Annotated in this window: 20 protein-coding genes and 1 riboswitch; of the genes, 10 read left to right on the top strand and 10 right to left on the bottom strand. The window is 71.5% G+C overall.

Translation table 11 applies throughout. The features are described 5' to 3' along the window. Window positions 1-37 precede the first annotated feature (37 nt). Complete coding sequence (locus ABD357_RS44030; RefSeq protein WP_344397643.1) at window positions 38-814, top strand: lysophospholipid acyltransferase family protein; 777 nt, start codon at window positions 38-40, stop codon at window positions 812-814. Here ABD357_RS44030 and ABD357_RS44025 read toward each other — a convergent pair. After that, on the bottom strand, window positions 811-1,827 hold the full coding sequence (locus ABD357_RS44025; protein WP_344397456.1) for an LLM class flavin-dependent oxidoreductase: 1,017 nt from the start codon (window positions 1,825-1,827) through the stop codon (window positions 811-813). The two genes, ABD357_RS44030 and ABD357_RS44025, sit on opposite strands and share 4 nt — an antisense overlap. A 184-nt stretch (window positions 1,828-2,011) precedes the next feature. Here ABD357_RS44025 and ABD357_RS44020 point away from each other — a divergent pair, with 184 nt between their 5' ends. Both ABD357_RS44020 and ABD357_RS44015 read left to right on the top strand, forming a co-directional pair. Beyond that, window positions 2,012-4,417: an ATP-binding SpoIIE family protein phosphatase gene (locus ABD357_RS44020; protein WP_344397454.1), complete on the top strand. Its 2,406-nt coding sequence runs from the start codon at window positions 2,012-2,014 to the stop codon at window positions 4,415-4,417. A gap of 492 nt (window positions 4,418-4,909) precedes the next feature. Continuing rightward, window positions 4,910-5,401, top strand: coding sequence for a phosphatase domain-containing protein (locus ABD357_RS44015; protein ID WP_344397452.1), 492 nt, complete (start codon window positions 4,910-4,912; stop codon window positions 5,399-5,401). Window positions 5,402-5,427: 26 nt separating this feature from the next. Here the strand turns inward: ABD357_RS44015 and ABD357_RS44010 are convergent, their stop codons facing one another. The 7 genes from ABD357_RS44010 to ABD357_RS43980 all read right to left on the bottom strand — a co-directional run bounded on the left by ABD357_RS44010 (window position 5,428) and on the right by ABD357_RS43980 (window position 12,722). Beyond that, entirely contained in the window at window positions 5,428-5,643 is a 216-nt protein-coding gene (locus ABD357_RS44010; protein WP_344397450.1) for a dodecin, read from the bottom strand. Window positions 5,644-5,723: 80 nt separating this feature from the next. Beyond that, complete coding sequence (gene egtD / locus ABD357_RS44005) at window positions 5,724-6,686, bottom strand: L-histidine N(alpha)-methyltransferase (RefSeq protein ID WP_344397448.1); 963 nt, start codon at window positions 6,684-6,686, stop codon at window positions 5,724-5,726. Further along, window positions 6,683-7,522: an ergothioneine biosynthesis protein EgtC gene (egtC, locus tag ABD357_RS44000; RefSeq protein WP_344397446.1), complete on the bottom strand. Its 840-nt coding sequence runs from the start codon at window positions 7,520-7,522 to the stop codon at window positions 6,683-6,685. The genes egtD and egtC overlap by 4 nt, the downstream gene beginning before the upstream one ends. Then, entirely contained in the window at window positions 7,522-8,850 is a 1,329-nt protein-coding gene (egtB, locus tag ABD357_RS43995) for an ergothioneine biosynthesis protein EgtB (protein ID WP_344397444.1), read from the bottom strand. The genes egtC and egtB overlap by 1 nt, the downstream gene beginning before the upstream one ends. After that, window positions 8,847-10,208 (bottom strand): ergothioneine biosynthesis glutamate--cysteine ligase EgtA, encoded by a 1,362-nt coding sequence (gene egtA, locus ABD357_RS43990; protein WP_344397442.1) that lies wholly within the window; start codon window positions 10,206-10,208, stop codon window positions 8,847-8,849. The genes egtB and egtA overlap by 4 nt, the downstream gene beginning before the upstream one ends. Window positions 10,209-10,770: 562 nt before the next feature. After that, window positions 10,771-11,232 carry a type II toxin-antitoxin system PemK/MazF family toxin gene (locus tag ABD357_RS43985; protein WP_344397440.1) on the bottom strand — a complete coding sequence of 154 codons (462 nt, stop codon included), beginning with the start codon at window positions 11,230-11,232 and terminating at the stop codon, window positions 10,771-10,773. Window positions 11,233-11,279: 47 nt separating this feature from the next. Next, a complete protein-coding gene (locus ABD357_RS43980) occupies window positions 11,280-12,722 on the bottom strand; it encodes an amidase (protein ID WP_344397438.1) in 1,443 nt (480 codons plus the stop codon). 178 nt (window positions 12,723-12,900) lie between these two features. Here ABD357_RS43980 and ABD357_RS43975 point away from each other — a divergent pair, with 178 nt between their 5' ends. Both ABD357_RS43975 and ABD357_RS43970 read left to right on the top strand, forming a co-directional pair. Continuing rightward, window positions 12,901-13,935, top strand: coding sequence for a LacI family DNA-binding transcriptional regulator (locus ABD357_RS43975; RefSeq protein ID WP_344397436.1), 1,035 nt, complete (start codon window positions 12,901-12,903; stop codon window positions 13,933-13,935). A 27-nt stretch (window positions 13,936-13,962) separates the two neighbouring features. Continuing rightward, window positions 13,963-15,141: a 4-hydroxybenzoate 3-monooxygenase gene (locus tag ABD357_RS43970; RefSeq protein ID WP_344397434.1), complete on the top strand. Its 1,179-nt coding sequence runs from the start codon at window positions 13,963-13,965 to the stop codon at window positions 15,139-15,141. A gap of 9 nt (window positions 15,142-15,150) precedes the next feature. On the opposite strand, the gene trxA is transcribed toward ABD357_RS43970, so the two are convergent. Continuing rightward, a complete protein-coding gene (gene trxA, locus ABD357_RS43965; RefSeq protein WP_344397432.1) occupies window positions 15,151-15,528 on the bottom strand; it encodes a thioredoxin in 378 nt (125 codons plus the stop codon). A gap of 140 nt (window positions 15,529-15,668) precedes the next feature. On the opposite strand from trxA, the gene ABD357_RS43960 reads away from it, so the two are divergent. Both ABD357_RS43960 and ABD357_RS43955 read left to right on the top strand, forming a co-directional pair. Next, window positions 15,669-17,102 carry a dihydrolipoyl dehydrogenase family protein gene (locus ABD357_RS43960; protein WP_344397430.1) on the top strand — a complete coding sequence of 478 codons (1,434 nt, stop codon included), beginning with the start codon at window positions 15,669-15,671 and terminating at the stop codon, window positions 17,100-17,102. 174 nt (window positions 17,103-17,276) lie between these two features. Continuing rightward, window positions 17,277-18,692, top strand: coding sequence for a PepSY-associated TM helix domain-containing protein (locus ABD357_RS43955; protein WP_344397428.1), 1,416 nt, complete (start codon window positions 17,277-17,279; stop codon window positions 18,690-18,692). 115 nt (window positions 18,693-18,807) lie between these two features. Here the strand turns inward: ABD357_RS43955 and metE are convergent, their stop codons facing one another. Next, window positions 18,808-21,117: a 5-methyltetrahydropteroyltriglutamate--homocysteine S-methyltransferase gene (metE, locus tag ABD357_RS43950; RefSeq protein ID WP_344397426.1), complete on the bottom strand. Its 2,310-nt coding sequence runs from the start codon at window positions 21,115-21,117 to the stop codon at window positions 18,808-18,810. Window positions 21,118-21,259: 142 nt separating this feature from the next. Then, a riboswitch (cobalamin riboswitch) is annotated at window positions 21,260-21,490 on the bottom strand. A 122-nt stretch (window positions 21,491-21,612) separates the two neighbouring features. On the opposite strand from metE, the gene ABD357_RS43945 reads away from it, so the two are divergent. The 3 genes from ABD357_RS43945 (at window position 21,613) to ABD357_RS43935 (ending at window position 24,434) form a co-directional block, all read left to right on the top strand. Further along, window positions 21,613-22,179: an ArsR/SmtB family transcription factor gene (locus ABD357_RS43945; protein WP_344397424.1), complete on the top strand. Its 567-nt coding sequence runs from the start codon at window positions 21,613-21,615 to the stop codon at window positions 22,177-22,179. Continuing rightward, entirely contained in the window at window positions 22,176-23,399 is a 1,224-nt protein-coding gene (locus tag ABD357_RS43940) for an MFS transporter (protein WP_344397422.1), read from the top strand. Before ABD357_RS43945 ends, ABD357_RS43940 begins: the two co-directional genes overlap by 4 nt. Window positions 23,400-23,468: 69 nt before the next feature. Then, window positions 23,469-24,434, top strand: coding sequence for a pirin family protein (locus ABD357_RS43935; protein ID WP_344397420.1), 966 nt, complete (start codon window positions 23,469-23,471; stop codon window positions 24,432-24,434). Window positions 24,435-24,442 lie beyond the last annotated feature (8 nt).

Genomic DNA, 24,442 nt, shown 5'->3' with positions numbered 1-24,442 from the left:
CAGCGCCCCCTGTACCCCGGGGGCCTGCGTGGAGTCCATGGGGTCCCTGGCCGCCGTTCCGCGGGCCGTGCTGCGGCTGACCGTGGTCGTGGCCGTGCTCCTCGTCGGGATCGTGCTGATCCCGGTCGTCGGACGGCTCGCGGGTATGCGGCGCGACCGCGCCATCCGGCTCTGGTGCCGGACGATCGTGCGCGTGGTGGGCGTACGCGTACAGACCACCGGAGCCGCGCCGCCCACCGGCGGGCTGCTGCTGGTGGCCAACCACATCTCCTGGCTGGACATACCGCTGCTCGCGGCCGTCCGTCCCGGGCGGATGCTCGCCAAGGCCGAGATCCGGCAGTGGCCCGTCGCGGGCGCGCTGACCGCGAGCAGCGGGGCGCTGTTCATCGAGCGGGACCGGCTGCGCGCGCTGCCGACGACGGTCGCGCGGATCGCGGACACCCTGCGCGACGGCGCGGCGGTCGTGGTCTTCCCCGAAGGCAGCACCTGGTGCGGCCGGGCCCAGGGGCAGTTCCGCAGGGCCGTCTTCCAGGCCGCACTGGACGCCGCCGTACCCGTCCAGCCGATACGCCTGCACTACCGGCTCGACGGGGGAGAGGCGACCACGGCACCCGCGTTCGTCGGGAGCGACTCGCTGCTCGCCTCGGTGTGGCGGGTCGTTTCGGCGCGCCGCCTCGTGGCCGAGGTACGCGTACAGCCGGTGCTCGCGCCGGGCAGCGCACCCGACCGCCGGACCCTGGCCCGCGCCGCCGAGACGGCCGCCACCCACCGGAGCTGCGCGAACTCGGAAGGGGCCCACAGGCCGGCATCCTAGGTGGGGCCCGCGCCGTCCAGTCCCGCGATCCGGGCCAGCCTCTCGTACGAGTCCAGGAGGGCGTCGCGGTCGTACGTACTGGTCGTGACCAGGACCTCGTCCGCGTCGGTCTCCTTGAGCACCGTCTCCAGTTCGTGGGCGACCTGCTCCTCGGTGCCGGCGATATGACCCCTGAGCCCGGACTCGTAGAAACCGCGCTCCTTGTCGCTCATCCTCAGCGTCTCCACGCGCTCGGCGGGCGGCAGCGGCGGAAAGGTGCCGCGGGTGCGGGAGTGCGCCATCGACCAGGCCTCCGGGAGCAGCAGCCGGCGGGCCTCCTCGGGGCTGTCCGCGACCGCGATCGTGCCGGAGATGACGACGTACGGCTCGCTCGCCCAGGCCGAGGGTTGGAACGTCGCGCGGTAGTGATCGATGCCGCGCCGCATCTTCTCGCGGCCGCGGAGGTCGCCGATGACCATCGGCAGGCCCGCCCGGGCGGCGATGGTGGCGCCCTCACCCATGGCCAGCACGAACGGCGGCACGGTCAGCCCCTCGGCCGGACGCGCGTGCACTCCCGTCGGAGAGGTGCCGCGGAACCAGCCCAGCAACTCGTCGAGCTGCCCCGCGAAATCCTCGGCGACGTCCTTGTCCCGGCCCAGCGCCCTGCGTACGCCGTCGGTGAAGCCAACGGAGCGGCCCAGGCCCATGTCGACACGTCCCGGGAAGAGGGACTCAAGGACGCCGAACTGCTCGGCGACGACGAGGGGTTGATGATTCGGCAGCATCACCCCGCCTGTGCCGACCCGGATCGTGCGCGTCGCGGCGGCGACCGCGGCGGCCAGCACGGTCGGCGCGGAACCGGCGACTCCGGGCACGCCGTGGTGTTCCGAGACCCATATCCGGTGGTAGCCGAGCCGCTCCAGCTCCTGGGCCAGCCGCACTGTGTCACGCAGCGCCTCGGGTCCGTCGTGCCCCTCCCGGGTGCGCGAACGGTCGAGGACGGAGAAACGGGTCGCTGCTATCACTGGACTCACATGAACTTCAACGCCCGCGTCGCGCCAGGATTCCCGGCGCGGGGCGTGCGGACGTCCGCGTAAGCCGCGTACCTGTCCCCGCGAGCCTGAGCAGAATGGGAAGTCCCGTTGAGTACGCCCTCCCATGGGGCCATGCTGAGGGCATGGCCGCGGGGTGTGCCCGTGGTGGGCGAGAGACGTGTTCATGGACCCAGACGTGTTCGGCTCGGGGTGGGAAGCGACCGCCGTCGTGGACGGAGGCGGGAGGATCCTCGCCTGGAGCGAGGGCGCCCGGCGGCTGCTCGGCCACGACTCCGCGGACGCCGTGGGCCGTGACGCCCGGGAACTGCTGGCCGCCGAGCTTCCGTACGCGGTCCGCGGCGCCTGCGCGTCCCGTACGCCGTGGAGCGGGGGCGCCGTGGTCCGCACCCGCGAGGGGCGGCGCCTCGAGCTGCTCGCCCATCTCCGGCCGCTGACCGGCGCCGATGACGACCCGCTGTGGATCGTCGCGGCCACTGCGGCGGACGAACCCGCCCCCGAGACCCTGAATCGCTGGGCGATCGAGCAGCTGCCCATCGCCGTGGTCGTGTGCGACGACGACGTCAGAGTCGTACGTGCGAATGACGCCTTCACCGCCATGTCGGGAGCGACGGAGGACCAGCTTCGGGGCCTCGGCCTCGCCGAGCAGATCACCGGCGAGGTCCTCGACGGAGCCGAGGAGATCCCCCGCCTGGCCGAACAGGCCATGCGGACCGGAGACGTCGTCCGCCACCAGGCCTATCTGCGGACCCCGGGAACGAGACGTGAGCGCTCCTGGTCCTCCCTGCTGTACCCGCTCAAGGACCCGCAGGGCCGCGTCCGGGGCGTCGCCTCCGCCGTGTACGACACGACCGAGCAGTACTGGGCGCGGCGGCGGATGTCCGTGGTGAACGCGGCGAGCCTCAGCGTCGGAACCACCCTCGACGTCACCCGCACCGCCCAGGAACTCGCCGAGATCGGCACCGAGGGGTTCGCCGACTTCGTCATCGTCGATCTGCTCGACGACCTCTTCCAGAACGTCGAGCCGGACCCCGCGCCGAGCGCGGACCGGCCGGTCTTCCGCCGGTGCGCCCAGGCGTCCGTACTGCCGGGCTGCCCGGAGGCCACCGTCGAGATCGGCCAGCGGCACGTCTACGCCACCGACTCACCGCAGGCCTCAGCCCTCGCCGTCGGCCGCCCCGCCCAGTACCGACTCGACAGCGCGAGCTTCCCCGCGTGGCTGACCGCGGATCCGGACCGTGCGCGCAGCGTCCGCACCCACGGGATCCATGCTCTGCTGGTCGTTCCATTGCAGGCCCGGGGCGTGACGCTCGGGCTGGCCCAGTTCCATCGTCACCGCATCACCGAGCCCTTCGACGACGAGGATCTGCTGCTGGCGCGGGAGATCGCGACCAGGGCCGCGCTGAGCATCGACAACGCCCGCCGCTACAGCCGTGAGCGTGCCACCGCGGTGACCCTCCAGCGCAGTCTGCTGCAGCGCGGCACGCCGGAGCAGTCCGCCGTGGACGTGGCCACCCGCTATCTGCCGGCCGGTGCGCGGGCCGGGGTGGGCGGCGACTGGTTCGACGTGATCCCCCTGTCCGGTGCCCGGGTGGCGCTCGTGGTGGGCGACGTGGTCGGTCACGGGTTGCGAGCCTCGGCCACGATGGCGCAGTTGCGGACCGCGGTGCGTACGCTGGCCGATGTCGACCTGGCGCCGGACGAGTTGCTCACGCAGCTCGACGATGTGGTGATCCGGCTGGCCCGGGAGGGGCCCGACGTATCCGGCTCAGTCGCCGAGGTCCGGCCGGTCCCCGAGTTGAGCGCCACGTGTCTGTACGCGGTGTACGACCCGGTGTCCCGGATCTGCTCGCTCGCCAGCGCGGGCCATGTGCTGCCCGCCGTGGTGACGCCCGACGGCACGGTCGCCTTTCCGAATCTGCCCGTCGGCCCGCCGCTCGGCCTCGGTGGACTGCCCTTCGAAATCTCGGAGTTCGAGCTTCGGGAAGGCAGCCTGCTCGCCCTCTACACCGACGGCCTGATCGAGGCGAGGGACCGGGACGTCGACACCGGCATGGCTGTCATGGGCCGGGTGCTCGGCCAACCCGTCCGGTCCCTGGAGAAGTTGTGCGACGACCTGCTGGACGAACTGCTGCCCGGCCGTCCCATGGACGACGTCGCCCTCCTCCTGGCCAGGACTCGTGTCCTCGACGCCGCCCGGGTGGCGACCTGGGACCTGCCGAACAACCCTCAGATCGTCGCCGAGGCCCGCAAGTTCGCGTCCGCTCAACTCGCTGCCTGGGGGCTGGAAGAGGCCGTGTTCACCACGGAACTGGTGGTCAGCGAACTCGTCACCAACGCCATCCGTTACGGCGGCGACCCGATACGGCTCCGTCTGATCCGCGACGCGGTCCTGATCTGCGAGGTCTTCGACGGCAGTAACACGGCACCCCATCTGCGCCGTGCGCGCGCCTACGACGAGGGTGGCCGGGGCCTCCTCCTCGTCGCTCAGCTCACCGAGAGCTGGGGCACGCGTCAGACTCCGTCCGGCAAGATCATCTGGGCGGAGCTGAGTGTGGCTCCTGAGCTTTGATGGGGCTTGCGGGGGTTCCTTTCCCCAAGCCCGCCCCTTCCCGAAACTGGGGGCTGCGCCCCCAGGCCCCCCGCCAGGGGGTGGGGGGGTGACACTGCGTGTCGCGGCTGCGGGTGCGTTGTGGCTGGTCGCGCCCCGCGGCGGAGCCGCAAATCGACACAGCCCCGCGCCCCTGAATCGTAAATAGATGGCGTCCAAGGTCAACAAGGCTCTGTCGCCATCGATTTACAAGATCACAGGGTGGCCGTCAGGCGACCGGACTACTGAAAAGCCAAAGCCTGCGACTTTCCGGCGCCCTGAGCAACCCTGGGCCCCGGGGAAGCCCGTACCCCCGACTACCCGCAGCCTTCTACCGGGCCGCGGCCCCGCACCCACGCACGCACCCCAGGGGCGGGGCTGTGACATTAACGGCTCCGCCGCGGGACGTGACCAGCCACAACGCATCCGCAGCTTCAAACTGCCCCTCCCAGCGGAGCGCCTACGCTGGTCGGCGTGACAGACAACGACCACCAACCACTCGCCGTGTTCGACCTCGACAACACGCTCGCCGACACCGCACACCGGCAGCGGTTTCTGGAGCGCAGGCCGCGCGACTGGGACGCCTTCTTTGCGGCGGCGCCGCAAGATCCGCCGCTGACCGAGGGCGTGGCGCTGGCGCTGGCGCACGCCGAGGAGTGCGAGGTCGTCTACCTCACGGGGAGGCCGGAGCGGTGTCGTAAGGACACCGTGGAGTGGCTGGCAGCGCAGGGGCTGCCCGAGGGCCGCATCTGGATGCGCCGCGACAACGACCGCCGACCCGCCCGGCGCACCAAGCTGGAGATCCTCCGCGGGCTTGCCCGGAGTCGCGAGGTCCGGGTGCTTGTGGACGACGACGAGCTGGTGTGCGAGGACGCCGAGCGGGCCGGCTTCACGGTCGTACGGGCGCGGTGGGCGAGCCAGTCCGCTGTGCTGAAGGTGGCCCAGGAGCGGGAGGGGCGCACCTGAGTCGGTCCGGCTGCTGACTCCCTCTTCTACTCCCCGTCCTCCAGCCGGAACCCCACCTTCAGACCGACCTGGTAGTGCTCGATCTGGCCGTTCTCGATCTGGCCGCGGACCTCCGTGACCTCGAACCAGTCCAGGTGGCGCAGGGTTTGCGAGGCCCGGGCGATGCCGTTGCGGATTGCCTGGTCGACTCCCTCGGTCGAGCTGCCGACGATCTCGGTGACCCGGTATGTGTGGTCAGTCATGCGGGTGCTCCTCTCCGCGGGTGGCGGGTGTGCCACGCGTCATTTCCACGGTGCCGCACGAGGCAGCGGCACGCGACCCGTCACCGGGCCATGCTCAGCGACAGTGCGAACCGTCCCTCCTGGTCCGTCCACCAGTGCGTCATCTCCAGCCCGGCGGCCGCCATTTCACCCCGTACGCCTTCCTCGCGGAACTTCGCCGACACCTCCGTCCGCAACTCCTCACCGGCCGCGAAGTCGACGGCGAGATCGAGCGCGGGGATCTTCACGGTCAGCCGCGAGCGCGCGCGCAGCCGCATCTCGATCCACTCCTCCTCGGCGTCCCAGAGGGCGACATGGGCGAAGTCGTTCGGGTCGAAGTCGGCGCCGAGTTCGCGATTGACGACGGAGAGAACGTTCTTGTTGAACGCCGCCGTCACTCCCGCCGCGTCGTCGTAGGCGTCGACCAGTACTGATTCATCCTTCACCAGGTCGGTGCCCAGCAGCAGGGCGTCGCCGGGGGAGAGGAGGGTGCGTACGGAGGCCAGGAACGTGGCCCGTTCGGCGGGGAGCAGGTTTCCGATCGTGCCGCCCAGGAACGCGACGAGCCGCGGTCCGGGGGTGCCGGGCAGCGTGAGACCGCCGGTGAAGTCGGCGATCAGCGCGTGTACGGCGAGCGACGGGCGCTCGGCGATCAGCGCCTGCCCGGCCTGCGTGAGCGCGCTCTCGCTCACGTCGACCGGCACGTACGTGTGCAGAGCGGGCAGTGCGTCGAGCAGGTGCCGGGTCTTGTCCGAGGAGCCGGAGCCCAGTTCGACCAGGGTGCGCGCGCCGGTCGCCGCGGCGATCTCGGCGGCCCGGGCGAGGAGGATCTCGCGCTCCGCGCGCGTGGGGTAGTACTCGGGCAGTTCGGTGATCTTCTCGAAGAGCTCGCTGCCATGGGCGTCGTAGAACCACTTCGGCGGGAGCGTTTTGGGCATGCGGGTCAGGCCGTGCAGGACGTCGGCGCGCAGCGCGGCCTCGGTGGCGTCCTCGGGCAGGGTGCGGGTGACCAGGAACGGGCTCACGTACTGGGCTCCTTGTGCGATGGGGGTCCCCCCGCTCGAGCGGAGCCGAGAGTGGGGGAGGATGCCAGGCGTTCTGCCATGGGTTCGTCGACGTCCTTGAGCGGTGTGAGCAGGACGTCCGTGCGGCTCGCGGCCAGCAGGGTGCGGTCGGGCACTTCCTGCCAGTGCGGATCGTCGTCGTACGGCTCGGAGGCCACGACGGTGCGTCGGCCGGGTTCCGTGAGATACCAGAGGGTGTCGCCCCAGGTGGTCGCGGCGATCGTCTCGCCGTTGGTGAGCAGGAGGTTGAGCCGCGAGCCGGGGGCGGCGGCCGCGATGTCCAGGACCGTGTCGGCGAGCGCCTGTCCTTCCTCGTCGCCGGTGCGCAGCCGCTTCAGGATCAGGGCCCAGACGAGGGCCGAGTCGCAGCGCGCCTCCAGTGACAGCAGTTCGGCGGGCGGCAGGGTCTGTGCGAGCGGTGCCAGGGAGCGCGGCCAGCCGCTGATCGCGCCGTTGTGGCTGAACAGCCAGGGGCCCGCGGTGTACGGGGCTGCCGCGGCCTCCCCGTCGGCGCCCGCCACGGTCGCGTCGCGCACGGCGGCGAGCAGCGCGCCCGAGCGCACCACCCGCGCCAGGTCGGCGAAGGACTGGTCGCCCCAGATGGGGCCCGTACGCCGGTACCGCGCGGGTACGGGGTCCCCTTCGGCGTACCAACCGATCCCGAAACCATCGGCGTTGACGGTCCCGTGCCGCTGCCGGCGCGGCGCCCACGACTGGCGGAACAGGCTGTGCGCCGGTTCCACGAGGAGTCGGCCGAGCGGCTCCTCGGGGCCCAGGTAGGCGAGGTGACGGCACATCAGGTCATCTCCGTGGCAGCGTCGCGCGCCGTACGGAATCCGGAGAAGATCTGCCGCCGTATCGGATAGTCCCAGTTGCGGAACGTCCCCCGGCAGGCCACCGCGTCGACGGCGAACGAGCCGCCGCGCAGCACTTTGTGCTCCGGCCCGAAGAACACCTCCGAGTACTCCTTGTACGGGAAGGCCGTGAACCCCGGGTACGGCATGAAGTCGCTCGCCGTCCACTCCCAGACGTCGCCGATCAACTGCCGCACGCCCAGCGGTGATTCACCCGCCGGATAGCTCCCGGCGGGGGCGGGCCGAAGATGACGCTGACCGAGGTTGGCGTGCTCGGGCGTGGGGTCGGCGTCGCCCCACGGGTACCGCGTGGAGCGGTCGGCCGCCGGGTCGTGGCGGGCTGCCTTCTCCCACTCGGTCTCGGTGGGCAGCCGCCGCCCGGCCCAGCGTGCGTAGGCGTCCGCCTCGTACCAACTGACGTGCAGCACAGGCTCGTCGGGTGGTACGACCTCGGTGACGCCGAAGCGCCGCCGCAGCCACTGACCGCCCTCGCGGCGCCAGAACAGCGGTGCCTCGATGGAGTGCGACCGGATGTGGGTCCAGCCGTCGGGGGACCACCAGCGCGGGTCGCCGTAGCCGCCGTCCGCGATGAACGCCTGGTACGCGGCGTTCGTCACCGGCGTGGTGTCGATGAAGAACGGCGGGACGAGACGCTGGTGCGCGGGCCGCTCGTTGTCCAGCGCCCATGGCTCGGCCGAGGTGCCCATCGTGAACGGGCCGCCCGGTACCAGGACTTCGGCCGGTCCCGTGAACTGCGGCGCGGGCGCGGGATCCGGTGCCGTCAGGGCCGCGGGTCCCTTGCGCAGCTGATGGGTGATCAGCATCGTCTCGTCGTGCTGCTGTTCGTGCTGGGCGATCATGCCGAAGGCGAAGCCCGCCTCGGTCAGCGGCGTACCGCGGAAGCGGGTGCCCTCCAGGACGTCGAGCGCCCGGCCGCGCACCTCGGCGGCATAGCGGCGTGCCTCGTCCGGCGGCAGCAGCGGCAGGGAGGGCCGTTCGGCGCGTGGGTGCTCGAACGCGTCGTACAGTCCGTCGATCTCGGGGCGCATCGCGTCACGTCCCGCGACCTCCCGCAGCAGCCACATCTCCTCCTGGTTGCCGATGTGCGCGAGGTCCCAGACCAGCGGGGACATCAACGGCGAGTGCTGCGCGGTGAGATCGGGATCCTCCACGCACGAGGTCAGCAGCGCGGTGCGGTCGCGGGCGGTGGTCAGCGCCGCCAGCGCGCGCTCCCTGAGTGTCTCCGGGTCGGTGAGGTCGGGGGCGGTCATGTGCGGATGTCCTTCCCGTGGAGCGGGTGTTGCGTGCCGTGGGCGCGGTCGATCAGGCCGGCGATGTTCAGGTCGACGGCCTCCGGTTCGGTGGCGCCCAGGCCGACGGCGTCGAGCAGGTCGTCGGCGGGGCAGCGGCCCCGGGCCACGTAGCGGTCGGTGAACTGAGCGACGGCTTCCTGGACTTCGTCCGTGGCCCCAAGCCTGGGCAGGGCCTCGGCCGCCGCCGCGAAACAGGTGACCGCCGCCTCGCGCAGCTCGGGATCGGCGAGGCCCGACCGGGCGGCCGCGATCCACAGCGGATTACGCGGAGCGGTGAGCGAATCCGCCCGCTCCGCCAGGGGTTTGACGGTCCGGTAGGCGATCTCAGCGGCCTCCGCGTCGTCGAACAGCGCCGCCGTCACGGCGAGCGGAACGATCCATCCGTCGTCGCCCGGCTGCGCGTCGATCATGCGGAGTTCCAGATGGCCGCGCGGACGGACCGGCGGGAACAGGGTCGTCAGGTGGTAGTCGAGATCCTCCCGGTCCGGCGGCGCGCCGGACCGGGTCCACGCCCGGAAACTCATGTCCTCCGGTACGTCCCAGGCGTCGCCGCCCCGTGCCCGGACACACATCACCGGTGCGTCGAGCACGTGCCGTGCCCAGGCCGCCCGTGGATCGCCGTCCAGGGGCGGGGCACCCGAGCGCCCCGGGTCCATCGCGGTCCACAGGGACTGCCGGGTCGAGCGCCAGCCCGTGTGCCGCCCCCGGGCCAGCGGCGAGTGGGCGAAGGCGGCCACCAGGACCGCGCCCAACTGGTGCGCCAGCCACCAGCGCCGTCCGTGTCCGAGCGGCCCCGGCTCCTCGTACCCGGCGTCCAGGCACACCTGGACGGAGGCCGAGCTGCACATCATGGCGCGGCCTTCGGGGCCCGTACGGTCGAGGTATCTCTCCATGGCGTCATAGCGCGGCTCATGGAGGAAGCGGGTGGGTGGGTGCCAGGGATCCTGGCCTATTCCGGTGAGGCCGAGACCCGCCTCGCGCAGTACCGCGCGTACGGCGTCGAGGTCGGCGGAGACGGACCCGATGCACTCCATCAGGGAGGCGGCGGCGGGGGAGCTGAGCTCCAGCTGGCCGCCGGGTTCGACGGTGAGCGTCGACCGCAGGGACAGGGTCCGCAGTGCGGCGTACGCCGCTTCGAGTCGTTCCGGTCTTACGGGGAGCCGCGGTAAGCGCAGCTCGCGGATGAACCATTCCACTTCGACACCGAGGAAACGCGGTGGTCCGGTCTTGAAGCAGATACCCCTGACCAGGGCCTCCACCTCGGCCTCGGTGACAGCGGAGCGGCTCTCCGTACCGTCACTTTCCGAATCGGACATGTCGGGATCCTCCTGAGATTCCACCATGCCGCCGGCCCGGTGTCGGATGGGCCGGCCCGGCAATCACCCGTCCACCCAAGACGCTCGCGCCGCTTCGCACAAGGGTGCGTATCGACGCTCTTGGGGCCGGGTAACTCTGTTGCGGCGCAGTACAAGGATCGCTCACGATGCGTTCACGAGCACGACGGGAGGTTTTTGGGGCTTCGCCCCCAGAGCCCTACCAGGGGCTGCGCCCCTGGACCCGCTCGGGGCTTCGCCCCGGACCCCTTTTCCGGGGCCGGCCCCCGGACCCCCGCTCATCAAGCGCCGGAGGGGCTGATTTTTGTGTGGCCGAACTTTGTCAGCACAAACTTTGTCATTGTAGGCCCGCATCAATCAGCCCGTCTGGGGGCACCTCCCAGCGGTAGCTGGGGGAGGAGTTTGAGGACGAGGCCGTTCAGGCCGATGGGGGTCTGGGGGCGCAGCCGTCAGTGGGGTCCAGGGGCGGAGCCCCTGGTGGGGTTCGGGGCCGGCCCCGGGATGGGACGGGTAGGGGCGGCGGGGGCGAGAAAAACAGCCGAGCTCAGCGCCAGCCGTAGCGCTCTCGAAGCCGGTGCACCACGGAATTGAACCGCATCCGGTCCAGCGCGCACGCCTCCCGCCGCATCCCCGCCTCATGGAGCCGCAGCACCCGGTCCACGGAAACCCACGAGTCGCGCCCCGAGCGGTCCCACGGCCCGCTGCCGATCGGGACCCACTCGCGGTCGCCGTCGTGCCGCTTGCTCGACAGTTGCACGGCGAGGAACGTACCGGCGGCCTCGCGGGCGACCACGAGCACGGGGCGGTCCTTGCCCCGGCCGTCGTTCTCCTCGTAGGGCACCCAGGTCCAGACGATCTCGCCGGGATCGGGGTCGCCGTCGTGCGCGGGTGAGTACTCGGTGCGGACCCGGCCCACCTCGCGGGGCTCCGCCTCGGTGGTCGCCGACGGACCGTGGCGGCCGGGGACGTCGGAAGCGTGGGCGGCGTCATCGGTGAAGGCAGTCACGCGAGTCACGGTAGAGCCCCCACGTCCCCGCCCGCCGAGCGGGGCGCCTACGAAGCGGCGGGCGGCCTGAACTCCCGTAGAGCGCCGTCGGCCTCAACCGCCGGCCACCGCTCGTGCCAGCGCAGCTCCGCCTCCAGCTGCGCGGCCAGCGACACGAGGAGCGGTTCGCTGTTCGCCGGGCCGAGGAGCTGCGCACCCACGGGCAGAGCGTCGTCGACGAAGCCCGCGGGGACGTTCACACCGGGCCAGCCGAGCACGTTCCACGGCCAGGCATACGGGCAGGCGGCGATCATGGCACGGTCGGTGCCCAGGCCGTTCAGCTGCGCGAGGGCACCGATCCGCGGCGGGGGAGCGGCCGTCGTGGGCGCGAGCACCACGTCGTACGTTTCGAAGAGCGCGCCGATCCGCCGGTGCAGCATCGCCTCGGCGCGCCGCGCCATCCGCAGCGGAGTCCCGCCGAGCAGCCGTCCCACGCGGGCCGCGTCGCGCGTGCGCCGGTCGAGCAGATGGGGATGGGGCGCCTCGCGCACCCGTTCGGCGATCCCGGCGGTGGCACGCGGGACGAACGTCAACCCGATCTGCCCGTACGCCGGATCGGCCTCCTCGACGTCGTGGCCGAGCGCGGCCAGCCGCTCCGCGAGCGCGACGACCTGCGCCCGTACGTCGGGCCGCAGCCGCGCGGGCAACGCCGTGAACGGCGGCTTCAGCGAAAGCGCGATCCGCAGCCGGCCAGGCTCCCGGCCCACTGCGTCCGACACGCGCAGCGCGGGCGGCCGGTGCAGGTCACGTGCGTGGGAGCCGCTCGCTGCGTCCAGGAGCAGCGCGGCGTCCTCGACGGTGCGGGCCAGCGTCCCGTTCACCGTGATCCCCTGGAAGGCTTCCGCGCGCGGCCAGGTCGAGATCCGGCCGCGCTGCGGCTTGATCCCGATCAGGTGCGTCCACGAGGCCGGGATCCGTACCGAACCCGCCCCGTCCGAGCCCAGCGCGGCCGGCACCAGGCCCGCCGCGACCGCCGCCGCCGAACCGCCGGACGAGCCGCCCGGCGTGTGCCCGGTGTGCCACGGGTTGCGGGTCTCCCCGAAGGCGGGTCCCTCGGTGAACGGCCACTGCCCGAACTCGCAGGTGTTCGTCTTGCCCACGACGATCGCCCCGGCCGCCCGCAACCGCCGTACCGCCTCACCGTCCTCGGCCACCGGCTCGAACTCCCCGCGGCAGCCGAACGCCGTCGGCTCGCCCGCCACGTCCATGTCGTCCTTCACGGCCACCGGCACCCCGAGCAACGGCCGCCGCACCCCCGCCGCCAGCTCCTTGTCCGCCGCCTCGGACTCGACAAGCGCCGCCTCGGCCCGCACCAGCCGGAAGGTGTTCAGCGTGCCCTGCGTGGCCTCGATCCTGGCCAGCGCCTCCTCGACGAGCACCCGTGACGAAACCTCGCCGTCGGCCAGGGCGCGAGCGCACTCAGCCAGTCCTGGGGCACGGTCGGCAGCCATTCGAGACACCTCCGGAAGCACAACGAATACCGAACGGTAACCTCCGGGCGCGCGATCCGGTACAGGATGCGCAACTTCCCTCGTCCACAGGGGACTACGTACGCGCCACTGCGCCCCGGAGGCGAACCGAGACCCACGACAGGCGCCACGGAGGGCTTCTGCAAAGATGCGTTACGTCATGGTGCAGATACCGGAACAGCCCGCCCCGTCCCTGCCCGCGCAGCGCTCCGTGCCGACGAGCGCCGACGTTGCCCGCGTGGCGGGCGTCTCGCGCGCGACCGTCTCCTACGTCCTGAACAACACGGGCGCCGTACGGATCAGCGAGCCCACGCGGCGCCGCGTCCACCAGGCCGCCAGGGATCTCGGATACGTCCCGCACGCCGCCGCCCGCAGCCTGCGCGCCGGGCACAGCCGCATGGTGCTGATGCCCGCGCCGACCGTGCCGGCGGGCCCGCTCTACAGCCAGTTCTTCAACGAACTCCAGTGGGCGCTCAGCCGCCTCGACTACACCGTCGTGCAGTACGGCAGTGTCGGCCTCCAGGGCGACGAGGCGGCCCGCGCCTGGGCGGAGCTGCGACCGGTCGCCGTTCTGGTGCCCGGCAGCGGACTCGGCCCGCAGGGCGTGGCCGTCCTCAAACGCTCCGGTGCCCGCGCCGTCGTCACGCTCGGACCCGAGCGCGTCGAGGGCGCCCACGCACTGCTCATGGACCACAGCATCGTCGGCCGCTGCGCCGGCGCGCACCTGCTGGCCCGGGGCCGCCGCCGCGTCGGCGTCGTGATGCCCGAGGACCCCGAACTGGAACTCTTCTCCAAGCCCCGGCTCGAAGGCGTACGCCAGGCGCTGCACGGGCAGGACGCCACGGTCACCGAGGTGCCGCTGGCCTACGAGGAGGAGGCCGCGGCCCAACTCGCCAAGAGCTGGCGCACCTTGGGCCTGGACGCGGTGTTCGCGTACAACGACGAGTACGCCATGCTGCTGATGCGCGCCCTGAAGGACGAGGGCGTCCGCATCCCGGACGACACGGCCGTCATCGGCGCCGACGACCTGATGCTCGGCCGGCTGCTGCGCCCGCGTCTGAGCACCGTCCACATCGAGCTGCCTTCCGGGCAGGAGCTCGCCGAACTGGTCGACCGTGCGGTGCGTGCCGCCGGCGCCGTGCCCGAAACGCACGAGGTACTGGGAGCGACCGTCGTACACCGTGCGTCAACCTGACAACTCGCGTACGTGGGAGGCATGTTCATGCGAACCACGATCGGCATCATCGGCGGCGGCCCCGCCGGCCTGCTGCTCGCCCGGCTGCTGCACCGGGCAGGTCTTGACTGTGTCGTCCTGGAGAGCAGAACACGCGCATACGTCGAGCAGCGCCAGCGTGCCGGAATGCTGGAGCAGGGCACGGTGGACGCGCTGCGCGAGTGCGGAGCCGCCGACCGGCTGGAGGTCGACGGCCTGGTCCACAACGGCATCGAGCTGCGCTTCGACCGCGAGCGGCACCACATCGACTTCCCGGTCCTCACCGGCGGCCGCACCGTCACGATCTACGCCCAGACGGAGATCGTGAAGGATCTCATCGCGCTCCAACTCGCCGACGGGCCACAGCTGTTGTTCGAGGCGGAGGCAGTCGCGATCGAGCGGCCGGAGAGCGACACACCCGTCGTACGCTTCGTACACCAGGGCCGGGAACAGAGCCTCACCTGCGACTGGGTGATCGGCTGCGACGGCTTCCACGGCATCGCGCGCGACACGTTCCCGGACGCCGTGAGCCGCACGTACGAGCACGACTACCCGTACTCCTGGCTCGGCATCCTGGCCGATGTGCCGCCCTCCTGCGAGGAGTTGATTTATGCGCGCGGGGACGGAGGCTTCGCACTGCACAGCATGCGCTCCCCCTCAGTCTCACGCCTCTATCTGCAGGTCCCCAACGACACCTCCCCGGACGACTGGCCGGACGACCGCATCTGGGACGAGCTGTCCGCACGCTTCGCCATCGACGCCGACTGGCACCTGGAGCGCGGGCCGATCACCTCCAAGTCCGTTACCCCGATGAGGAGTTACGTCCACGAGCCGATGCGCCACGGACGGCTGCTGCTCGCCGGGGACGCCGCGCACATCGTGCCGCCGACCGGCGCCAAGGGGCTCAACCTCGCGGTGTCCGACGTACGCCTCCTCGCCCGCGGCCTGATCGAGCTGCACCGGACAGGGTCGGGTCAACTCCTCGACCGCTACTCGGACTTGTGCCTGGACCGGGTCTGGCAGGCGATGCGTTTCTCGTACGACATGACCCGGATGCTGCACGCCGATCCGGACGGGGACGCCTTTGAACACCGGCTGCAACTCGCCCGGTTGCGCCGGATCACGGCGTCCCGCCCAGCGGCCGCGGAGCTGGCCGCGAACTACACGGGGCTGCCACTGCCTCTGTGACCGGCTCGGTCACTGCTCCGGCTGGGCCTGCTGCTCCTCGATGGACTTGCGGACCTCGTCCATGTCCAGCTTCCGGGCCTGTCCGATGACGTCCGTCAGCGCGGCCTCGGGCAGCGCCCCGGGCTGGGCGAAGATCGCGACCTGGTCGCGGACGATCATCAGGGTCGGAATCGACTGGATGTCGAAGGCCTGGGCGAGCTCCGGCTGCGCCTCGGTGTCCACCTTGCCGAAGACCAGGTCGGGGTTGGCCTCCGCGGCCTTCTCGTAGACGGGCGCGAACTGCCGGCAGGGCCCGCACCAGGACGCCCAGAAGTCGATCAGGACGAATTCGTTGTCCGTGACCGTCTGGTCGAAGTTCTCCTTGGTGAGCTCCACGGTGCTGCTCATGGCGTTGATTCCCACTTCCTGGTTTCGGGGCGTGGCCGCTGTGCACAACGGTGCCTGTCGGTGGCGTATTCCGCGCGCGTACCCGTGTGGCTTCGGCGCACACCACCCAGCAGACTGAGGTCATGAACCAGACTGGGCCCATGACGGAAACGGAAACCATCGCGTACGACGTCGTGGTGCTCGGGGCCGGTCCCGTGGGGGAGAACGTCGCCGACCGCACGCGCGCGGCCGGCCTCTCCACGGCGGTCGTGGAGAGCGAACTGGTCGGCGGCGAATGCTCGTACTGGGCGTGCATGCCCAGCAAGGCCCTGCTGCGTCCGGTCATCGCCCGGGCCGACGCGCGCAGGGTGCCCGGCCTGCGGCAGTCCGTGCAGGGGCCCCTCGACGCCGCAGCGGTCCTCGCCCACCGGGACTACTACACCTCGAACTGGAAGGACGACGGCCAGATCGCATGGCTGGACAGCATCGGCGCCGACTTCTACCGCGGACACGGGCGGCTCTCCGGGCCGCGCCGGGTCACGGTCACCGGACCGGGGGGTGAGCAGCATGTGCTCACCGCCCGGCACGCCGTGGCCGTCTGCACGGGCAGCCGTGCCGTTGTGCCCGAGCTGCCGGGAATCGCCGAGATCAAGCCGTGGACGAGCCGCGAAGCCACCAGTGCGCAGGCGGTGCCGGGCTCTCTCGTGGTCGTCGGCGGCGGTGTCGTCGGCGTCGAGATGGCCACCGCCTGGCAGGCCCTCGGCGCCCGCGTCACGGTCCTCGTCCGCGGCAAGGGCCTGCTGCCCCGCATGGAACCCTTCGCCGGGGAACTCGTCGCCGAGGCACTCACGGAGGCGGGCGCGGACGTGCGGACCGGCACATCGGTGGAGTCGGTGACGCGCAACGGCTCGGCGGTCGTGGTCGTGACGGACAAGGGCGACCGTATCGAGGCCGACGAGATCCTCTTCGCCACCGGCCGGGCTCCGCGTACCGACGACGTCGGCCTGGACACGGTCGGTCTGGAGCCCGGCTCCTGGCTCACCGTCGACGACAGCTGCCGGGTGGCGGGCAGCGAGTGGCTCTACGGGGTGGGTGACGTCAACCGCCGTGCGCTGCTGACCCACCAGGGCAAGTACCAGGCCCGTATCGCGGGCGCCGCGATCACCGCGCGCGCCGCGGGCGTCCCCCTCCTGGAGTCCAACTCCTGGGGCGCCCACGCGGCGACCGCCGACCACGCCGCCGTCCCCCAGGTCGTCTTCACCGACCCGGAGGCCGCCGCGGTCGGCCTCTCCCTCGCCGAGGCCGAGCAGGCAGGCCACCGGGTCCGCGCGGTCGACATCGACCTCGCCTCGGTGGCGGGCGCCGGCCTCTACGCCGACGGCTACCGCGGCCGGGCCCGCATGATCGTCGACCTCGACACCGAAACCCTCCGCGGCGTCACCTTCGTCGGCCCCGGCGTCGGCGAACTCCTCCACTCGGCGACGATCGCGGTGGCCGGGGAGGTCCCGGTGGACCGGCTCTGGCATGCGGTGCCGGCTTATCCGACGGTGAGTGAGGTGTGGCTGCGGCTGCTGGAGGCTTATCGGGACGCGTAGTCGCGCCTTTGGGGGCCGTCGGTCCCGGTTGGGTCCGGTGACCGGCGGTCTCTGCGGTATGACCCACGCCACACGTGCGCGCGGGAACTCGCATCCCCCTCCGGCCGACTTCTGGACCGCCGCGACCGAACACGGCCGCACGGCCCGTCCCCGCACGACCGGAGAAGCCCGCCGATGACCACCGCTCCCTCGACCGAGACGGACGACTCCCCGGACCCGGAATCCCCGGACTCCCCGGAATCCGGCACCCCCGCACCGCGGCGCAGCATCTGGTCGCCGCTGCGCCCCCTGGTGCTGCGGCTGCACTTCTACGCCGGAGTGCTCGTCGCCCCGTTCCTGCTCGTCGCCGCCACGACCGGGCTGCTGTACGCGGCTTCGTTCCAGGCCGAGAAGATCGTGTACGCGCATGAGATGACCGTTCCCGTGGGCGAGGACAAGCTGCCGATCTCCGAGCAGGTGGCCGCCGCGCGCGAGGAGCACCCGCAGGGCACGGTCGCCGCCGTACGCCCCTCACCGGAGGCGGATGCGAGCACCAGGGTGCTGCTGTCCGGTGTCCTGGGCGTCGACCCGGAGCACAAGCTCGCCGTGTTCGTCGACCCGTACACCGGGGAGGTGCGCGGCGCGCTCGAGCAGTACGGCTCCACCGGGGCGCTGCCGCTGCGCACCTGGATCGACGAGTTCCACCGCGATCTGCACCTCGGCGAGACCGGCCGGCTCTACAGCGAACTGGCGGCCAGCTGGCTGTGGGTGATCGCGGGCGGCGGTCTGGTGCTGTGGTTCAGTCGCCGCCGTAAGCAGCGGAAGGTGCGCGGCACCAGCGGTCGCCGCCGCACACTGGGTCTGCACGGCACGGTCGGCGTCTGGGCGGCGGCCGGATTCTTCTTCCTGTCGGCCACGGGCCTGACCTGGTCCGCGTACGCCGGATCCCACATCGACGCCTTGCGCACATCCCTCAACCAGGCCACCCCGGCGGTGTCGGCGTCGTCGGGCGGCGAGCACGCCGAGCACGGGTCCGCCTCCGCCGAGTCGGGAGCCGACCACGGCGTCGGCCTCGACAAGGTCCTGGCCGCCGGCCGCGCCGAGGGCCTGGGCGACCCGGTGGAGATCGTGCCGCCGGCCGACCCCTCGTCTGCGTACGTGGTACAGCAGGTCCAGCGCAGCTGGCCCACCAAGCAGGACGCGGTCGCCGTGAACCCGACGAACGGCCAGGTCATGGATGTGGTGCGGTTCGCCGACTACCCGGTGCTTGCGAAGCTGAGCCGCTGGGGCATCGACGCGCACACCGGCGTCCTGTTCGGCATCGTCAACCAGATCGCACTGATGGGCCTCGCGCTCTGCCTGATCCTGCTGATCCTGTGGGGCTACCGCATGTGGTGGCAACGCGGCCGCACCTCCGCCTTCGGCCGCCCGATCCCACGCGGCGCCTGGCAACAGGTCCCGCCGTACGTCCTCGTCCCCCTGATGGCGACCGTCGCCGTGGTTGGCTACTTCGTCCCCCTCCTCGGCATCCCCCTGGCGGCCTTCATCGCCGTGGACGTGGTCCTGGGCGAGATCGCCTATCGGCGGGGAAAGCGGACGTACGCGCGGTAGTTGTGGCGAAGAATCCGGCCGTCGCCGAAGAAGGGCATGAGGAAGACAAGTCGCGCTGCCTGTTTGCTCGGGTGCTCGGGCCGGGTCCCGTCAGCCGGGACCCGGCCCGCTGTTCTCAGCGCGGAAGTCCGTCGCGTACGCGCCGTGCCGCCGCCGTCATCCGTTCCAACGTCGGCCCGGCCTCGGCCCAACTCCGGGTCTTCAGGCCGCAGTCGGGATTGATCCACAGTCGCTCTGCCGGTACGGCGAGCAGCGCCCGGTCGATCAGATCGGTCAGTTCCCGCTCTTCCGGGACACGGGGCGCGTGGATGTCGTACACGCCAGGTCCGACCGCCTGCGCATAGCCGGCCGCGGCGAGTTCGTCCGCGATCTGCATCCTCGAGCGGGCCGCCTCCAGGCTGATCACATCGGCGTCCAAATCCTCGACGGCGCCCAGGATTTCACCGAACTCCGCGTAACACATGTGCGTATGGACCTGGGTGTCCGCGCGTACGGCTGAGGTGGCCAGCCGGAACGCCTCGGTGGCCCAGGCCAGATACGCGGGCCGGGTGGCCTGGCGCAGCGGGAGCGCCTCGCGCAGCGCGGGTTCGTCGACCTGTACGACGGCGGTTCCGGCGGCCTCCAGGTCGGCCACCTCGTCGCGCAGCGCCAGCGCCACCTGGCGCGCGGTGTGGGCGAGCGGCTGGTCGTCGCGTACGAAGGACCAGGCCAGCAGCGTGACCGGCCCGGTGAGCATGCCTTTGACGGGGCGCTCGGTCAGCGACTGCGCGTACGCGGTCCACGCCACCGTCATCGGCGCGGGACGCGAGACGTCACCGGCCAGGATCGGCGGCCGCACGTAACGGGTGCCGTACGACTGGACCCAGCCGTGCCGCGTGGCGAGGTATCCGGTGAGCTGTTCGGCGAAGTACTGCACCATGTCGTTGCGTTCGGGTTCGCCGTGTACGAGGACGTCGAGCCCGGCCTTCTCCTGGAAGGCGATCGTGTCGTGGATCTCGGCGCGGATACGCTCCTCGTACGCCGCCTCGTTGATCCGTCCGGCCCTCAAGTCGGCCCGAGCCAGGCGCAGTTCGCGGGTCTGCGGGAATGAGCCGATGGACGTGGTGGGCAGCGGGGGCAGTTGGAGCCGGGCCTGCTGGGCGGCCGACCGTTCGGCGAACGGCTTGGACCGCCGGGCGTCCTCGGGTGTGACCGCCGCGCAGCGGGCCCGTACGGCGGGATCGCGGGTGAGCGAGGAGGCGGCACGGGAGGCCAACGCGGCGCGGTTGGCGGCGAGTTGAGGAGCGATGGATCCCTCGGTGAGACCGCGCGCCAGTGTCACCACCTCTGCCGTCTTCTGCCGCGCGAAGGCCAGCCAGCGGGCCACCTGCGGATCGAGGTCACGCTCGACCGCGACGTCGAGCGGTACGTGCAGCAGTGAGCAGGAAGGCGCCACATCCACCCGCTCGGCGAGCCCGAGGAGCGTGGCCAGGGTGGCCAGTGACCGCTCCAGGTCATTGATCCATACGTTGCGGCCGTCGACCACGCCCGCGACGAGCCGCTTGCCGGGCAGCCCGCCCACCGACGCGAGCGCGTCCAGGTTCGCGGCGGCCGGCCCGGTGGAGTCCATCGCCAGCCCCTCGACGGCGGACCGGGCGAGCACGGGCAGCGCCTCGCCCAGCCGGTCGAAATACGAGGCGACGAGCAGCTGCGGCCGGTCGGTGAGCGAGGTGAGATCGCGGTACGCGCGGGCCGTGGCGTTCAGGACGGCGGGGGACAGGTCCTGCACCAGCGCGGGCTCGTCCAGCTGTATCCAACTCGCGCCCGCCGCACGGAGATCGGCGAGCAGCTCGGCGTACACGGGAAGCAACCGGTCCAGGAGTGTGAGCGGCTGGAAGTCGGCCGGGGCGCCGGGCGCGGGCTTCGACAGGAGCAGGAAGGTGATCGGGCCGACAAGTACGGGCCGCGCGGTGTGGCCGAGTGCAACAGCCTCGCGCAGTTGGCCGACCGGCACGCGCGCGTCGGCCGTGAAGACCGTGTCGGGGCCCAACTCCGGTACGAGGTAGTGGTAGTTGGTGTCGAACCACTTGGTCATCTCCAGCGGCGCCACAGTGTCGGCACCGCGTGCCATGGCGAAGTAGCCGTCGAGCGGGTCCGCGTCGAAGGCGAGGCGATGGCGGGCGGGGACGGCACCCGTCATGACGACGGCATCGAGCACGTGGTCGTACAACGAGAAGTCCCCGGTGGGCACTTCGGAGATTCCGGCGTCGGCGAGCCATCGCCAGGCGTCGCGGCGCAAGTCGGCCGCGGTCGTGCGCAGCTGGTCGTCGGTGACTCGGCCGGCCCAGTAGCCCTCGATGGCTTTCTTCAGCTCACGGGACGGGCCCTGCCGGGGCCAGCCGTGCACGGTGGCACGGACCTGTGGGGTGGGGGAGGGGCCGGTCACGTTACTCTGCCCTTCGCGAGTCGCGGTGAGGATCCCGGGACGTCCGACGCGAAGGAACGGCAGATCGGCGAAGCCTGGTCACACGCTGCCCGCCTGCTCCGCCGGCCCTCCCACGAGGCCGCCGAGATCGCCGTACGCACCGGTGGCGCACGGGCAGTTGGCAGGTCTTCGGACTCGCGAGCTCGCCGTGCCCTCCGTACGAGGACACGACACCTACTGGCCGTCGCTTCCCGGATCCGTCGGGCGGATCCAGTGCGTATGACGACGTTCGTTCCCACTCACCGCTGCGGGGCAGTCCCGGATTCCCACCGGGTTCCCTCTTACGACGCCTCCCGCCTGGCGGACGGGGCGAACCAGCTGCTCGGACATCGTACGCACACAACGCGAGTGGAACGCGAGTCAGTTGTTGATGCAGCGTTGATGAAGAGACGCTCGCGAAGAAATGTTCGCGAACAAATCTTCCGGAAGGGTTGTTCGCGTTCTACGCTGCGCGTCATGGCGGACGACGGCACGACCGACATCACCCTCGACACGGCCGCGCTGCGCGTGCTCGCGCACCCCACGCGGCTCGCGTTGCTGAACCGGCTGCGACAGCAAGGACCCGCCACCGTGCGTCAGTTGGCCGCGCACTTCGAGCTGGACTCCGGCGCGGCCAGCTACCACCTGCGGCGGCTCGCGGCGGGCGGGCTGATCGAGGAGGACACGGAGCGGGGAACGAAGCGGGACCGGTGGTGGCGGGCCTTGCACCGGATCTCCGTGCACGATCCGGCCACGGCACCGGACTCCGCAGACAGCCGTGCGTACGCGCAGGCCTTGGCCCTGACTGACGGGGAGACCTTGCGCAGGGTGGCCGCCGAGGTTGTGCCGGTCATGCCCGACGAATGGTTCGGCGTCAGCGGCTTCATGAGCTACATGCTGCGTATGACACCCGGTGAACTTGACGCGATGAAGGGTGAGTTGTTGCGGGTGGTCGAGAGCTACCGGGAGCGCGAGCCCGCAGACGGGGCCGAACGAGTAGCCGTACAGCTGCAGTTGTTCCCGCTGCTCGCCGACGAGGCATGACTGCGCGGCCCGCCTTCCGCGACCCGAACGTCCTGCGCTGGCTGGGCGCCTACACCACGTCGGTCACCGGTGACGTCGCGTACTTCCTGATCCTTTCCTGGACCGCCATCCGCGCCGCCGGTCCCGCACAGGTCGGCGCCGTTCTCGCCGTCGGAGCAATACCCCGCGCCGTCCTCATGCTCGGCGGCGGCGTACTCGCCGACCGCTTCGGCCCACGCCGCGTTCTCCTTGCCAGCGACGTCGTACGGTGCGCGGCGGTACTGGGCGCCGCCGCGCTGACCGGGATCGACGGCCCTCGACTGTGGCCGCTGTACGTCGTGGCTCTGCTCTTCGGCGTCGTCGACGCGGTCTTCCTGCCGGCGGTGGGTGCCCTCCCACCAAGGCTCACGGAACAAGACCAGCTGGCCCGAGTGCAGGGGATGCGAGTGCTGGCGGTGCGCTTCAGCAACGCGATCGGGCCGCTGATCGCGTCCTTCCTGCTGGCGGCTCAGGGGGCAGCAGGCGCGTTCGCTTTGGTGGGGGTGCTGTTCGGGGTGTCGGTGGGGTTGCTGCGGGCGGTGCGGGTCGGGCCGGTGGAGGCAGCGGGGCGGGCGGGGACCGGCGAATGCGCGCCGCGCGGACGCCTGTTGGGCGAGCTGCGGGACGGCCTTCGGCACCTGCGTGGGCATCGGCGGCTGCGTCGTCTCGTCTGGGTCATCGGGCTCGGCGAGATGTGCTTCAGCGGGCCGCTCTTCGCCGGGCTCGTGCTGCTTGCTGACGAACGGGGCTGGGGCACTGCCGCGCTCGGCTGGATTCTGTCCGCATTCAGTGTCGGCGGAGCCGTGAGTGCGCTGACGATGGTGGTCGCGCGCCACGTGGCCGGAGCTGGGGCCGTACTGGCGGGATCGTTGCTCGCGACCGCCGTAGTGGTCACGGCGTTGGGCCGGATCGGCTCACCCGGAAGCGCCATCGCGCTGGGTGGGCTGCTCGGTGCCCTCAGTGGTGTCGCGATGGTGCTCGGCAATGCCCTGCTGCAAAAGGAGGCCGAGCCCCGGTACCTAGGGCGCCTCACCTCGGTGACGACGCTGTGCACGCTGGGGCTCAGCCCTCTTCTCTACCCGCTCACTGGCCTCGTCGCCGCGGCCTGGGGCGCCGCGACCTGCTTCGCGGCGTGCGGAGCGATCTGCGCACTCGCGGCGGCGGCCGCACTCACGGCATCCCTGCGCGGCGCACGCCTTTGAGCCGTGTGCCCCTTGACGGGCGGGCCGATGGCATGACGGAAAGTCGCCCACAGGGCTAGGTTGAGGGCCATGAGCAATCTTGATCGCGAGGCAGTTCCCGCTCTCTGCGGTGGCCGGGGTTTCGTGGTGGCCGAGCCGGTGCGTGAGCTCCTCAGCCCGCGCAAGGTCAAGCTCGGCGAGTCCAGTGAAGTTCGGCGGCTGCTGCCCAACCTGGGGCGACGGATGGTCGGCGCCTGGTGCTTTGTCGATCACTACGGCCCCGACGACATCGCCGACGAGCCCGGTATGCAGGTGCCGCCGCATCCGCACACGGGCCTGCAGACCGTCAGCTGGCTGCACGAGGGCGAGGTGCTGCACCGCGACTCCACCGGCAGTCTTCAGACGATCCGCCCGCGCGAACTCGGCCTGATGACGTCCGGGCGGGCCATCAGTCACTCCGAGGAGAGCCCGCGCTCGCACGCCCGCTTCCTGCACGGCGCGCAACTGTGGGTGGCTCTGCCCGACACCCACCGCCACACCGACCCGCTCTTCGAGCACCACGCCGAACTGCCCGTCGTCACCGCCCCAGGCCTCAGAGCCACGATGATCCTCGGCGCGGTCGACGGCGCCGCCTCACCCGGCACGACGTACACCCCGATCGTCGGCGCCGACCTCGCGCTCGACCACGGCACCGACGTACGCCTCCCGCTGGAACCGGACTTCGAGTACGCCGTCCTGTCCATGTCCGGCGAGGCCCACGTGGACGGCGTACCGCTGCTGCCCGGCTCCATGCTCTACCTCGGCTGCGGCCGCTCCGAACTGCCCCTGCGCGCCGAGTCGGACGCGGGCCTGATGCTCCTCGGCGGCGAGCCCTTCGAGGAGGAGCTGATCATGTGGTGGAACTTCATCGGGCGGACGCAGGACGAGATCGAGGCGGCTCGGAAGGACTGGATGGAGGGCTCCCGCTTCGGTGAGGTCAAGGGCTACGACGGGGCGCCCCTGCGTGCTCCGGAACTGCCGCCGGTGCCGCTGAAACCACGAGGTCGGGTGCGCTGACCTGGGAT

Origin of the sequence: Streptomyces vastus (assembly GCF_039532825.1) — a bacterium.
GTDB lineage: Bacteria > Actinomycetota > Actinomycetes > Streptomycetales > Streptomycetaceae > Streptomyces > Streptomyces vastus.
Note: the sequence above shows the minus strand (reverse complement) of the source record. Positions and strands in the feature narration are given on the sequence as shown.